Annotated in this window: 11 protein-coding genes; 4 read left to right on the top strand and 7 right to left on the bottom strand. The window is 65.4% G+C overall.

The genetic code is table 11. The annotated features are described in order from the left end of the window. Nucleotides 1–67: 67 nt before the first annotated feature. Genes opcM through BDI24065_RS26280 form a run of 4 tightly spaced genes read right to left on the bottom strand, consistent with a single transcriptional unit; the run spans nucleotide 68 to nucleotide 6970 of the window. Nucleotides 68–1603, bottom strand: a complete 1536-nt coding sequence (gene opcM, locus BDI24065_RS26295) for a multidrug efflux transporter outer membrane subunit OpcM (protein WP_175033729.1) — start codon at nucleotides 1601–1603, stop codon at nucleotides 68–70. 10 nt (nucleotides 1604–1613) lie between these two features. Then, nucleotides 1614–4814 (bottom strand): multidrug efflux RND transporter permease subunit CeoB, encoded by a 3201-nt coding sequence (gene ceoB / locus BDI24065_RS26290; RefSeq protein WP_175033728.1) that lies wholly within the window; start codon nucleotides 4812–4814, stop codon nucleotides 1614–1616. 45 nt (nucleotides 4815–4859) lie between these two features. After that, entirely contained in the window at nucleotides 4860–6077 is a 1218-nt protein-coding gene (gene ceoA / locus BDI24065_RS26285) for a multidrug efflux RND transporter periplasmic adaptor subunit CeoA (protein ID WP_175033727.1), read from the bottom strand. 32 nt (nucleotides 6078–6109) lie between these two features. Continuing rightward, nucleotides 6110–6970 (bottom strand): alpha/beta hydrolase, encoded by an 861-nt coding sequence (locus tag BDI24065_RS26280; RefSeq protein WP_175033726.1) that lies wholly within the window; start codon nucleotides 6968–6970, stop codon nucleotides 6110–6112. 174 nt (nucleotides 6971–7144) lie between these two features. Between BDI24065_RS26280 and ceoR the strand changes: the two genes are divergently transcribed. The 4 genes from ceoR to BDI24065_RS26260 all read left to right on the top strand — a co-directional run bounded on the left by ceoR (nucleotide 7145) and on the right by BDI24065_RS26260 (nucleotide 11005). Continuing rightward, nucleotides 7145–8149: a putative multidrug efflux transcriptional regulator CeoR gene (ceoR, locus tag BDI24065_RS26275; RefSeq protein ID WP_175033725.1), complete on the top strand. Its 1005-nt coding sequence runs from the start codon at nucleotides 7145–7147 to the stop codon at nucleotides 8147–8149. A 527-nt stretch (nucleotides 8150–8676) separates the two neighbouring features. Further along, nucleotides 8677–8970, top strand: a complete 294-nt coding sequence (locus BDI24065_RS26270) for a DUF4148 domain-containing protein (protein WP_027790465.1) — start codon at nucleotides 8677–8679, stop codon at nucleotides 8968–8970. 654 nt (nucleotides 8971–9624) lie between these two features. Then, nucleotides 9625–10236 carry a M35 family metallo-endopeptidase gene (locus tag BDI24065_RS26265; protein ID WP_254609868.1) on the top strand — a complete coding sequence of 204 codons (612 nt, stop codon included), beginning with the start codon at nucleotides 9625–9627 and terminating at the stop codon, nucleotides 10234–10236. A gap of 13 nt (nucleotides 10237–10249) precedes the next feature. Continuing rightward, the gene (locus BDI24065_RS26260) at nucleotides 10250–11005 is read left to right on the top strand and encodes a hypothetical protein (RefSeq protein ID WP_175033723.1); all 756 of its coding nucleotides are present in this window, start codon (nucleotides 10250–10252) and stop codon (nucleotides 11003–11005) included. Nucleotides 11006–11098: 93 nt separating this feature from the next. Here the strand turns inward: BDI24065_RS26260 and BDI24065_RS26255 are convergent, their stop codons facing one another. The 3 genes from BDI24065_RS26255 to selD form a co-directional block, all read right to left on the bottom strand. Further along, a complete protein-coding gene (locus BDI24065_RS26255; RefSeq protein ID WP_175033722.1) occupies nucleotides 11099–12178 on the bottom strand; it encodes a purine-nucleoside phosphorylase in 1080 nt (359 codons plus the stop codon). 262 nt (nucleotides 12179–12440) lie between these two features. Then, nucleotides 12441–12671, bottom strand: coding sequence for a hypothetical protein (locus BDI24065_RS26250; RefSeq protein ID WP_175033721.1), 231 nt, complete (start codon nucleotides 12669–12671; stop codon nucleotides 12441–12443). A gap of 72 nt (nucleotides 12672–12743) precedes the next feature. Continuing rightward, entirely contained in the window at nucleotides 12744–13808 is a 1065-nt protein-coding gene (selD, locus tag BDI24065_RS26245; protein ID WP_175033720.1) for a selenide, water dikinase SelD, read from the bottom strand. Nucleotides 13809–13852 lie beyond the last annotated feature (44 nt).

The raw sequence follows: 13852 nt of genomic DNA, 5'->3' as shown, positions 1-13852 counted from the left end.
AACCCCGATCCGCGGCGACGCGGATCGGGGTTCTTCGACCGGCCGCCCGTTTCGGCGGACCGGTGCGTCAACGCGCGGCCACCTCCGCCTTGACGGATGCCGCATCGCCCACCGCAGTCGGCGCCGGCCCCCAGCCGCCGCCCAGCGCGCGGATCAGGTTCACGGTCGACACGGCTTGCGCGCCGGTCAACTGGTTCGACTGCAGCTGCGACTGCAGCACCGAGCGCTCGCTGTCGATCACGTCGAGATAGGCAACCTCGCCTTCCTGATACTGCGTGCGCGACAACGTCGCCGCGCGGCGCGACGCGTTGACGGCCGCATCCTGCGCGCGGATCTGGTCGTCGAGCAGGCGCAGGTCGGCGAGATTGTCCTCGACCTCGCGGAACGCGACGAGCACCTGCTGCCGGTAGTTCGCGACCTGCTCGTCGTACTGCGCGCGCGCCTGCTGCACGCCGGCCGCACGACGCCCGCCGTCGAACAGCGGCAGCGTCAGCGCGGTGCCGGCGAACGGCCCGAGCAGGAACGTGCGGCTCGACCACAGGAACAGGTTGCCGAGCGTCGATGCTTCATAGCCAAACGCCCCCGTAATGTCGAGCTTCGGGAAGTACGCGGACTTCGCGAGGCCGATCCGCGCGTTCGCGGCCGCCATCGCGCGTTCGGCCGCCGACACGTCCGGACGGCGTTCGAGCAGCGCGGACGGCAGGCCCGGCGGCACCTTCACCGCCACCGGCACGATCGGCGTTTCCTTGAACGCAAAATCCGCGGGCGCCTTGCCAAGCAGGATCGCAAGCGCATGCTCGGACGCCGCGCGCCGGCGGGCGACGCCGACCGCATCGGCCTGCGCGGTCGCCAGTTCGTTCTTCGCGCGCGACACGTCGAGCTCGCTGATGTCGCCTTCGTTGAAGCGGCGCTGCACGAGCTTCAGTGCCTGGTCGCGCAGTTCGACCGTGCGGCGGTACAGGTCCTGGTCGGAATCGAGCTGACGCAGTTCGAAGTAGTTCTGCGCGACGTCCGCCTGCAGCGCAAGCTGCACCGAACGGAACAGCGCTTCGCTCTGCGCCTGGTCGGCACGCGACGCCTCGACGTTGCGGCCGACGCGGCCGAACAGGTCGGCTTCGTACGACACCGTGCCCTGCGCGCGCCACAGCGTCGCGTTGGTCGGGCCCGTGCCCTGCGGCTGGAACTGCGACGCCGACGACAGCCCTTGGCGCGTCGGCCCGAAGCCCGCGCCGACCTGCGGGAACCATTGCGAGCGTGCCGTACGCGTCGAAGCGCGCGCTTCCTCGACCCGCGCGGCCGCGGCCTTCAGGTTCTGGTTCGCGGCGAGCGCCTGCGTCTCGAGCGAATCGAGCACCGGGTCGCCGAACACCGTCCACCATTCGCCACGATGCGCGCCGTCTGCCGGCTCGGCCGTCTTCCACGTACCGGCCTGTTCGCCGGCGGAGAGCGTCGGTGCTTCCTTGAATGCGGCGGGCGTCGGCGCATCCGGGCGCTTGTAGTCGGGCCCCACCGCGCACGCGGCGAGCAGCGTCGCGAGCAGGGTGCTCGCGGCCGCCACCTTCGCGAAACGGATCAGGCCATTCGTGTTGTGCAAGTTGTTCATCTTCTTATCCTCAAGCATCCGGCGCCGGCGCGCCCGGAGTCGGCAAGCCGTAACCGGCCGAGTCCTTGCCGGCGACGTGGATCTTGCCGCCCGCGAGCGTACGCAGCACGACGTAGAACACCGGCGTCAACATCAGCCCGAACAGCGTCACGCCAAGCATCCCGAAGAACACCGCGATACCCATCGCGTGGCGCATTTCCGAACCGGCGCCCGTCGACGTGACGAGCGGCACCACACCCATGATGAAGGCGATCGACGTCATCAGGATCGGGCGCAGCCGCAGCCGGCTCGCCTCGATCGCGGCCTCGAGCGGAGTCCTGCCGTCGTGTTCGAGCTCACGCGCGAATTCGACGATCAGGATCGCGTTCTTCGCCGACAGCCCGACCAGCACCATCAGGCCGATCTGCGTGAAGATGTTGTTGTCGCCCTGCGTCAGGTACACGCCGGTGAGCGCCGACAGAATGCTCATCGGCACGATCAGGATCACCGCGAGCGGCAGCGTCAGGCTTTCATACAGCGCCGCGAGCACGAGGAACACGAGCAACACGCTGATCGGGAACACATACATCGCCGAATCGCCAGCAAGAATCTGCTGGTACGTGAGGTCGGTCCATTCGAACCGCACGCCACGCGGCAGCGTTTCATGCGCGATGCGCTCGATCGCGGCCTGCGCCTGCCCCGACGAGAAGCCCGGTGCCGGGCCGCCGTTGATGTCGGCTGCCGTGTAGCCGTTGTAGCGCACGACCATTTCCGGGCCGAACGTCGGCGTCACCGTGACGAGCGACGACAGCGGCACCATCTCGCCCTTGTCGTTGCGCGTTTTCAGTTGCAGGATGTCGTCCGCGCGCTGGCGGAACGGCGCATCGGCCTGCACGCGCACCTGGTACACACGCCCGAAGCGGTTGAAGTCGTTCACGTACAGCGAGCCGAGATACACCTGCATCGTGTTGAACACGTCGGTCACCGGAACGCCGAGCTGCTTCGCCTTCACGCGGTCGAGATCGACGTTGAGCTGCGGCACGTTGATCTGGTAGCTCGTGAACAACGGGCCGAGTTCAGGCGCCTGTTGCGCGCGCTTGATGAAGTCGTTGGTCGCATCCGCGAGCCGCGCATAGCCGACCGCGCCGCGATCCTCGACCTGCATCTTGAACCCGCCCAGCGTACCGAGGCCGAGCACCGGCGGCGGCGGGAACACCGCGACGAACGAGTCCTTCATCGCGCCGTACTTCTGGTTCAGCGCACCCGCGATCGCGCCGGCCGACAGCGCCTTGCCATGCCGTTCCGAGAACGGCTTCAGCGTGACGAACACGATGCCCGCGCTCGAGCTGTTCGTGAAGCCGTTCACCGACAGCCCCGGGAACGCGACCGCGCTCTCGACACCCGGCTGCTTCAGCGCGATCGAACCCATGTCGCGGATCACCTTCTCGGTGCGATCAAGCGATGCACCGTTCGGCAGCTGCGCGAACGCGATCAGGTATTCCTTGTCCTGCGCGGGCACGAAGCCGCCCGGCACGGCCTTCGACACGAGCACGGTCGCGCCCACCAGCACGAGGTACACGCCGAGCATCAGCGTCTTGCGTGACAGCACGCCGCGCACGCCGCGGCCGTAGTTCTCCGCGCCGCGATGGAACACCTTGTTGAAGCCGCGGAAGAAGCCGCCGAGCACGCGATTCATCACGCGCGTGAGCCAGTCTTCCTTGTCGCCATGGCCCTTCAGCAGGATCGCGGACAGCGCCGGCGACAGCGTCAGCGAGTTGAACGCCGAAATCACCGTCGAGATCGCGATGGTCATCGCGAACTGCTTGTAGAACTGGCCGGTCAGGCCCGACATGAACGCGAGCGGCACGAACACGGCGACGAGCGTCAGCGCGATCGCGATGATCGGCCCGCTCACTTCCTGCATCGCCTTGTAGGTCGCCGCCCGTGCGTTCATCCCGCTCTCGATGTTGCGCTCGACGTTCTCGACCACCACGATCGCGTCGTCGACCACGATCCCGATCGCGAGCACCATCCCGAACAATGACAACGCATTGATCGAATACCCGAACGCGAGCAGCAGCGAGAACGTACCGATGATCGACACCGGCACCGCGATCAGCGGAATCAGCGACGCGCGCCAGGTCTGCAGGAACACGATCACGACGATCACGACCAGTGCGATCGCTTCGAGCAGCGTGTGCACGACCGCCTTGATCGACGAACGCACGAACTGCGTCGGGTCATAGACGATCTTGTAGTCGACGCCCGCCGGCATGTCCTGCTTCAGCTCGGCCATCGTCTTGCGCACTTCGTCCGAGATCTGCAGCGAGTTCGCGCCCGGCGACTGGTTGATCGCCATCGCGACGGCCGGCTTGTTGTCGAGCAGCGAGCGCAGCCCGTATTCGGATGCGTCGAGCTGGATCCGCGCGATGTCGCGCAGGTGCGTGACACCGCCGTCCGGCGTCGTCTTCACGACGATGTCGCCGAACTCGTCTTCCGTCTGCAAGCGGCCGCGCGCGTTCACCGACAACTGCAGCGGCGTGCCCGGCAGCGACGGCGACGCGCCGATCACGCCGGCCGCGACCTGCACGTTCTGCTCGCGGATCGCCTGCACGACGTCCTCGGCCGACAGCCCGCGCTGCGCGACCTTCTGCGGATCGAGCCACACGCGCATCGCGTAGTCGCCCGAACCCCACAGCTGCACCTGGCCGACGCCCTGGATCCGCGACAGGCGATCCTTCACGTTGATCAGCGCGTAGTTGCGCAGGTAGGTCATGTCGTAGCGGTTGTCCGGCGAGATCAGGTGGACCACCATCGTCAGCGTCGGCGAGCTCTTCACCGTCGTGATGCCGAGCCGCTGCACGTCTTCCGGCAGGCGCGGCAGCGCCTGGTTCACGCGGTTCTGCACGAGCTGCGTGGCCTTGTCCGGATCGGTGCCGAGCTTGAACGTGACGGTGATCGTCATGTTGCCGTCGCTGTTCGCCTGCGACTGCATGTAGAGCATGTCCTCGACGCCGTTGATCTGCTCTTCAAGCGGCGACGCGACCGTCTCGGCGATCACTTTCGGGTTCGCGCCCGGGTACTGCGCCTTCACGATCACGGAAGGCGGCACGACTTCCGGATATTCGGAGATCGGCAGCAGGAACATCGCGATCACCCCGCCGAGCAGGATGATCACCGATAGGACTCCTGCAAAGATCGGCCGGTCGATAAAGAATTTGGAAATGTTCATGTGTGGCTCTGTCTGGTTGAACGCGGATAGGAAGCGGCGGGCCGCTTACGAATCCGCCTTCGCCGGGGCGGCCGGCTTCGCGTTGTCCGCCAGAGGCGCGGACGGCGCGTCACCGCCCGTCATCGGGACCATGTGCGGCTTCACCTGTTCGCCGGGGCGCACGCGCTGCGTGCCGTTCACGACCACGCGATCGCCGGCGGAAAGCCCGCTCACGATCACGCGCCGGTTGCCGTGCTGCATCCCCTGCTGCACTTCGCGGTACGACACGCGGCCTTGCTGGTCGACGACGAACACGAACTTCTTGTCCTGGTCGGTGTTGATCGCCGCGTCGTCGACGAGCAGTGCCTCGTGCGGCGCGCTGCCGCCCACCTTCACGCGTGCATAGAGGCCCGGGACGAGCGCGCCATCGGCGTTGTCGAAGCGCGCGCGCACGCGGATCGTGCCGGACGACGTATCGAGCCGGTTGTCGACCGAGTCGATCTCGCCGCTGCGCGAGTAGCCGGTTTCGTTCGCGAGGCCGAGTTCGACCGGCACCTTGCGGCCGCTGCGCGTGCCGTTGATGTATTGCAGGTAGGTCTGTTCGTCCGCGTCGAACGACGCGTAGATCGGCGACACCGACACCAGCGTGGTCAGCGGAACAGCCGACGCACCGGCCGACACGACGTTGCCGAGCGTGATTTCCGCACGCGACACGCGGCCCGAAACAGGCGCGGTGATCCGCGTATAGCCGAGGTTGATGCGCGCCGTTTCCAGCGCGGCTTCGGCGGCCTTCAGGTTCGCCGTCGCCTCGCGCGCCGCATTCTGCTTCTCGTCGTAATCGCGCTTCGCGATCGCGTTGTCGCCGATCAGCCGCTGCGCGCGCTGCCAGTCGGTCTGCGCGTAGCCGTTGCGTGCCTGCGCGGCCGCGAGCTGCGCGGCCGCACGGTCGGTTTCAGCCTGGTACGGGCGCGGGTCGATCACGAACAGCACGTCGCCCTTCTTCACGAGCGCGCCGTCCTTGAAGTTCACCGCGACGATCGTGCCCGACACCTGCGGGCGCACGTCGACTTTCTCGACCGCTTCGAGGCGGCCCGAATAACTCTGCCAGTCGGTCACGGTCTGCGGCACGACGGTCGCGACGTCGACTTCGGGCAGCGGCGCTGCCGATTTCTCCGGTGCGTTCGCGTTCACGCGCATCGCGCCGAACGTTCCGAGGCCGACGACGGCGAGCGTCACGATCGCCGCTGTCGCGATTCGGGAACGGGAGGTGCGTAGGATGGCCATGTGGATCTCCAGTAAACGTGGATTGGTTTTGGTTATTCGGAACGGTTCGGCTGGCGCGCCTGGAAGCGGCACTGGAAGAAGCGCACGGCTTCCTCGAAGGCGGCTCCGTGCGTCGCGAGCGCGGCGTGCGTGATGTCCGGATAGCGGATCACCTGCGTGAGCACGCCCGACGAGATCAGGCAGCCCGCATATTTCTCCGCCTCGACGTGCAGCACGTCGTTCTGCGCGGTGACGACGAGCGTCGGCGGCAGCCCCGCGAGGCGCACCGATTCGAGCGGCGCCGCGTACGGGTGCATGCGTTGCGCGGCCTGCGGCAGATACGCGCGATAACAGGCCGCGCATTCGCGCGCGGTGATGTCGGAGGCGAGGCGATCGGCGTCGCCGATACGCGTCATGCTCGGGTCGAGCATCGGCCCGAACAGCGCCTGCGCGACGATCGACACTTCGCCGCGATCGCGCGCAATGAACGCGAGGCAGTTCGCGAGCTGGCCGCCCGCGTCGTGGCCCGCGACACCGATCTTCTTCGGGTTGCCGCCGAACGCGCGGGCGCGCGTCGCGGCCCACACGGCAGCGCGATACGCATCCTCCGGCGCGGCCGGAAAAGGAAAGGCCGGCGCGAGCGAATAGTCGACCGACACTACGAGAGCTGGTAAGCGTTCTGCTAAAAAACGCGCGGCGAAATCGGCGTCTTCGAGCGAACCGCGGACGAAGCCGCCACCGTGGAAATAAAGCACTACTGGCAACCCGGTCTTGTCCGGGCGGCGGTAGAGGCGCAGCACGATGTCCTGCGCGTAGCCGGGAATTTCCACTTCGGTAACCGTCAGCGCCGCGCCCGCCGTGGCTTGCGCGGGCAACGCGGCCTTCAGGAATTTGCTGAATTCAGAAGCGTCCATGACGATGCAGCATCCATTTCGAGATGGAACGAATTCTGGGTCCGGCAGACATTGGGATAAATGCCTATAATCCGGCAACACAATTCAACGCCCCCGAACAATCCGAGGCTGCGTTTACCCACGAGGTAGCGCAGCCTTCTTGTTCCGGAGGCTCATTAGATTGCGGAGGTTGTGATGGACCGGCTTCAGGCCATGCAGGTGTTTACTCGCGTCGTCGATACAAGCAGCTTCACCAAGGCAGCAGAAACGCTCAGCTTGCCGCGAGCGTCCGTCACGACGATCATCCAGAATCTCGAAGCATTCCTCGGCGTGCGGTTGATGCACCGGACCACGCGCCGCTTGTCGCTTACGCCGGACGGCGCCGCGTACTACGAACGATGCGTGCGGATCCTCGCGGACGTCGAGGAAACCGAGGCGAGCTTCCAGGCGAACAACCGGAAGCCGCACGGAAAGTTGCGTATCGACATGCCGGGTTCGATCGGGCGGCTGCTCGTGATTCCGTCGCTGTGCGAATTTCATACGCGCTATCCGGACATCGATCTGCAGCTCGGCCTGTCCGACCGGCCGGTCGACCTGCTGCAGGAAGGCGTCGATTGCGTGATCCGCGTCGGCGCACTGCAGGACTCGTCGCTCGTCGCGCGCCGGGTCGGCCTGTTCGAATGCGTGACGGTCGCGTCGCCCGACTATCTCGAACGCCACGGCGAGCCGCAGACGATCGACGACCTGAACCAGCACAAGGCCGTCAACTACTTCTCGAGCCGCACCGGCCGCACGATCGACTGGACGTTCCTGACCGACGGCAAGGAAGTCGAGATGAAGATGGAGGGCATCCTGTCGGTCAACGACGCGGATGCGTACGTGACCTGCGGGATCGAAGGCTTCGGGTTGATCCAGCCGCCGCTCTTCATGGTGCTGCCGCATCTGCGCGAAGGCCGACTCAAGGAAGTGCTGCCCGGCGTCAAGCCGCTGCCGATGCCGATCTCGGTCGTGTATCCGCACAGCCGGCATCTGTCACCGAAGGTGCGCGTGTTCGTCGACTGGATCGCCGAGGTATTCGACCGCTGCCCGCTGCTGAGCGGCAAGGGCAGCCTCGACGCGACGTGCAGCAAGCGGACGTTCGAGGAAGCCGAACGCGCACCGGTGCTCGACACGCCGGTCATCAACGAGTGGGTTGCGTAATCGACTCCCCGGCGACTCAACTACGCGCCTGAACTGCGCATCTGAACCGCACGCGCGGGCTGAGAGGCCCGCGCGTCGCCCCGCCTCCGCGCCACGTCCCCGCCCGGCGCACCCGATCCCTCCCGAATCCGCAGCAAACCTTTGTGCAAAGCGACGCAATCGTCCGCATGCGTCGTCGCGCGCCGTCGTCACACCCGTGTGAGGCCCGCTGCAAGCGGGTTCGAGCGATTTCCGCATAACCCTGCCAGGCGTACGGATGTCGATTGTTCCACTGACACGACAATTCAATTCGCATCTGCCGCATTTATCGCGACGGAACAGATACCTAGAGTAAACCCTGTCTCGCACCTCGTTGCGCATCGAACAGATCCCGCTTGATGGGACCGGAGTAAGCGCTGAAGCGCCAGCTCCGAAATGCCTTGCATGGGATCTGAGTAAGCGCTGAAGCGCTAACTCATATCGACCGCCAAGCATGGGATCTGAGTAAGCGCTGAAGCGCTAACTCATATCGACACAGGAGTTACGCCATGAACCGCCGCCATCTTCTCTCCGCCCTCGCCCTCACGCTCGCGGTGTCCGCACCGGCCTTCGCCGATTCCGGCACCCCGCATGCCGGCGACTACGGCAACACGTCGTGGTACTCGCAGCACTACGGCCCGCGTACACGCGCCGAAGTGAGCGCGGAAGTCGAGCAAGCACGCAAGGACGGCACGCTCGCCTACCTGCGCAAGGCCAATTCGTATCCGCAAGGGCTCGAACTGGCGCAAGGCCCGTATCGCTCGATGCCGGAAAGCAACCAGCTCGCCGGCGGAGGCCGGTAAACGCGCAACGCCGCGCAACGGGTTGCCCCGTGCGCGGCGTTTCGAGCCATCCATCGACGACTCGCCGAGTCAGTCAGTTAGTTGCAGGAGCACATGATGAACGATCAACTCCCTTCGCCGCTCGATCACTGGGACGACACCACGCCGGTGTGGACGCCGTTCCGTTCGGCCCCGCACGCGCATTGACGTCTGCCTTGATGTGCCGCCGAGACCAAGGCGGCCATTAGCCGCGCGGCAGGCAAACAGTACATATCGGCTTGGAGCGCGTGAAACGCACGTCACGACCGCATCGGTTCTCTGTCTTCGCAGCGACACAATTCCTGACGTTACTCGTCGGGAATTCGACGGCCGAATCCGACTCAGGCCTGGCAGATCAATTGACACAGACGGACTCGTCTGCCGAGCCACATTCGCTGCAGTCCTTCGGGGCTGAACGAATGCACCTCGCCTGTTCACGCGGCGCTGAACCTGCTCATATCCAGGGTTGAGCGCGCGAACGAACGCCGCTTCGCCGCAGGAAGCCGTGCGCGTGCAAGCCCTCCATTCACACTTCCCAACACTCGCTCACCTCGTCGCTTGCAATTTTGCGCATCGCGGGTCGCGGTCAGATATCTAGCATGAGCACTCCCGATGATGACCCAATGGAGAGTGCCCATGACAACATCGCAAGAGCGCGACTTATCGCTCGACGGATCGCCGATATGTCCGAACATGACGGATTCGGCGTTCAGGAAGCAAATACTCGAATTGCGAGACGAGGCGGTGGCAATCACCGAACAGCGCCGAAGGGAATTGGTTCGATGGAGCCCGGCCACGGAAGCGCGGGTTATCGAATGGTTCGGCTCGGCGCATTTCGATACGACACGGCGGCTGATATTGGGACTCGGCGCCCTGGCCAGCGTCATGTCGAATCTCGGCCCAAGAAATTTCGTCCGCATCGGCTCCGAGGCCGACCGCGCGACAGGATGCCTGCCGAACACGCAACATCTCGACGCCGAGGTCGCACACGTCTGTCGTCCGGACACGTCAACCCATACCATCGCCATCAACCTTCCTTTTTGCGCACTGCCCCGGCGATCGGCCGGCAATCTCTCGTCGCAACAACTGACGATCGTTCACGAATGTGCTCATTTTGCAGACACATTCGGTGCCGACGACCACTCGGGAGCATACGGGCGCTCGGCTTGTGCCCAGTTCGCCAAGCGCTTTCCGGACAGGGCGATCGGCAACGCGGACAACATTGCCTGGTTCATTCTGGCACGTTAGATCGGAGCGACTCATGCGACATGCCATTGCCACACTGACTGCCGTCCTGTCATTCCCGATACAGGCCGATGCATGCAAGGTCATGTTGACCGACAGCATGCAGCTACCGATGAATACGGTCGAAATCAACAACAGCGACAGACTCTCCGTCGTCAGACACTACCTGACCGCCAAGGAGTGGACGCGCGAGGGCGCCGCTGCATCGATTGAAGCGACAGCCTACGATTGGGAAAAACAACCGGTTCAACTCGCACGACAACGCGGCGCACAGATGAAATCATTCCTCGTGCAACTCGGCATGGTGCCCGATGACATCCATGTCGGCGAGCGAATCGTGTCGCGTCGGAACGGCAAGCTCGATCCCGACGACGCAAAGCAGCTTTGGGTTCAATTCGTTCCCAAGTGCCCGCCCGCAGGGTGCCGGAGTCTCTGCAATTCGGCCGGTACACCTGGCGTCGTCAGTTATGCACTGACACCCGAGACACTAGGCCCCCCGCCTGGCTCGTACCGTTTTACGTGCGACGACGACAGGGAACCCGCGCCGGCACGTTTCGTGACGTCCGAGCGCTGGACCGCTCGCACACGGAATCAATCGTTGTTTTTACGGGATGGGGACAAGCGGCCGCTTGCATACATCTGCTACCGGATCAGCACCAGTGCAACGCAGTACATCGGCATGACGGATGAGCACGGTCAAACTGCAACCATGCAGCTATTGGGGCCCGAATATACGCGGATCGAACTCAAGATCGCCCGGCCCACGCAGTGATTCCTGACGTCCGGTCGCTCCGGGTGACACAACGTCACCCGGAGTTCTGCCACGCGCGGACGATCAACTGCTTCCACGCGTCGCTACGTCAACTTAGCGGCGCGGCACGCCGTCGCGCCATTCGCCCCAATGCGTCACGATGTCCTGTACGAGCGGATTGCCCGCGCGATACAGGTTTTCGGTCGCCGGCGCGAAGCCGCCCTGGTCCGCGTAGTTCAGCAGGTTGTCGGCGCTCGTCTGCCCCGCATACGGCCGGTCGAAATCGGACCCGGTGCGCAGCACCGCGACGCGCGACAGGTCGACCCGCTTCACGCTCGATGCCCGCTTGAGCGCTTCATACGTCGCGTTGTCTTCCTGGGCGGTCATGCAGTACGTGCCCTTGCCGTCGGTCAGGATCTTCGTCCACTGGCGCGCGCGCTCGCCGATCAGCGTGCCCGAGAACCACGTGTTGCCCGATGACGTATCGCACTGGATCACCGTCGGCGGCCGGTTCGCCGGCGCGTAGTTGAACTTCGCGCGTGCGGCCTGTGCCTGCGCGCTGTCCGCGAGCACGACGTTGCGCGACAGCGCGACAGCGGCGTCGGTCAGTTGCGGGTTGAGCTGGAACACCTCGGTGCGATAGTCGAGCGGCGGCTTGTCGTTCGGGCTCCTCGTGTTGATGCCGAGGAAGCCCGTATTCCAGCCGGCCGGAATCTCGCGTGCATCGAGCTCCCACTGCAGGCTGAAATCGACGAGGTACTTTGACCATGCGGCCGAACCGACCGTGCCTTGCGCGGGGTCGACACCCGCGATGCCGGAGATCAGGAAGTACGTGCGGCGCAGGTCGAAGCGCTGCGAGAACGTGAGCGCCATGATCGTCGCCGACGCGTTCGCATAGCCCATGCCGGTCGTGACCACGCACACGTCCTGCTTGTTGCAATGCACGTTCGGGTAGTCGGGCGACAGGCCGGGCACGGCGATGTCGCGCCACGGGCCGAGCCGGTCGAGCCATGCCTGGCCCTCCGGACCGAACATCGTGATGATCATGACCTTGACCGGGCGGCCCTGTGCACCGGTCTCGGCGAATGCATTGTTGCCCGCGTTGTTGCCCTGGTTGTCCTGCGCGATCGACGGCGCGGTCGCACAGGCTGCGAGCGAGAATGCAGCGGCGGAAAGAATGGAGCGAGTCAGCATCGGCGTTCCTTGTTTCGATGATGTTGGGTGAGAACGGCTCTCGTAGACTGCGCGACGGAGTATAGAACGCGCGTGCCCGATGCGGAACCCGACTACGAAACGGCACCGGCACGTCGAGGCGGGTGCGGTACGGCTGCAATGCGCGCGAAAATCGCAACGGAAAGGGTATTCGCTCGCCGACAAACCTTCAGGAATACTATCCGGTTGATCGGCACCGACACGCCAATCGCACCTGCAGGCTGATCACCCTTCCGGCGAACCGCTACAACCGTGCCAGCCCCGCGATGCCGTATCCCAGCACGACAAGCGCCGCAACCACATGGCTTGCCGCGAGCAGCCCCGGCGACTTCACGATCCGGCCGATCACGCTGCCGCCGAAGGCGAACACGAGCTGCCCCGCGAGGCTGCCGGCGCGCATCCCGTAGTTCGCGATCATCAGCGCAACGGGTCCGACCGACAGCGCGATCATCAGCCCGAACAGGAAATCGTTCATCGGTCGTCGATGCCTTCGATGGAAGGCATCGATTCTAGCGACCGCAAAAAAATCAGGTGTGGCGCTTCAGTGTCACGCGACATCGACACGCGCAGGCCCGTCCACCATCTCGCCGATCACGCCCGCGCGGTCGAAGCCGTCGGCACGGAAGCACGCGAGCACGTCATCGACAGCGTCGGGCGCACACGCGACCAGCAGGCCGCCCGACGTCTGCGGATCGGTCAGCAGCGCCTGTGCGACGGGCGGCAGCGTGGCGGCCAGTTGCACGTCCGCGCCGTACGCGGCCCAGTTGCGGCCCGACGCGCCGGTGAACACGCCATCGGCAACGAACGCCTCGACGCCCGCGAGCCACGGCAGCGACCCATAGTGCACGCGTGCGGTGAGGTGCGCGCCGCGCGCCAGTTCGAGCGTATGGCCGAGCAGCCCGAAGCCGGTGACGTCGGTCAGCGCATGCACGCCCGGCAGCGCGGCGAGCTCGGCACCCGGCCGGTTCAGCTTGGTGGTCGTCGCGACCATCTGCGCATAGCCCTCGGCATCGAGCTGGTTCTTCTTCAGCGCGGCCGACAACACGCCGACGCCAAGCGGCTTGCCGAGCACGAGCACGTCGCCCGCGCGCGCGGCCGCATTGCGCTTCACGCGCGACGGATGCACGACGCCGATCGCCGCGAGCCCGTAGATCGGCTCGACCGAATCGATCGAATGGCCGCCCGCGACCGGAATGCCCGCGTCCGCGCACACCGATTCGCCGCCGCGCAGCACGGCCGCGATCGTCTCGTGCGGCAGCACGTTGATCGGCATGCCGACCAGCGCGAGCGCGAGGATCGGCTTGCCGCCCATCGCATAGACGTCGGACAGCGCGTTGGTCGCCGCGATGCGACCGAAGTCGAACGGATCGTCGACGATCGGCATGAAGAAGTCGGTGGTCGCGACGATCGCCTGCTCGTCGTTGAGACGGTAGACGGCCGCGTCGTCGGACGTCTCGGTGCCGACCAGCAGATCCGGGAACAGCGCGGGCGGCGTCGCGCGCTTCAGCAGCTCGGACAGCACGCCCGGCGCAATCTTGCAGCCGCAGCCGCCGCCATGTGACAGGCTCGTGAGGCGCGGAACGGCAGGCTGGGCTTGGGTGGCTTCGGTCATGGTCGGCATCCGGTGAATAACAACACTCCATTATCGACAATTCC

Origin of the sequence: Burkholderia lata, from assembly GCF_902499025.1 — a bacterium.
In the GTDB taxonomy this organism is placed as follows: Bacteria; Pseudomonadota; Gammaproteobacteria; order Burkholderiales; family Burkholderiaceae; genus Burkholderia; species Burkholderia lata_C.
Note: the sequence above shows the minus strand (reverse complement) of the source record. Positions and strands in the feature narration are given on the sequence as shown.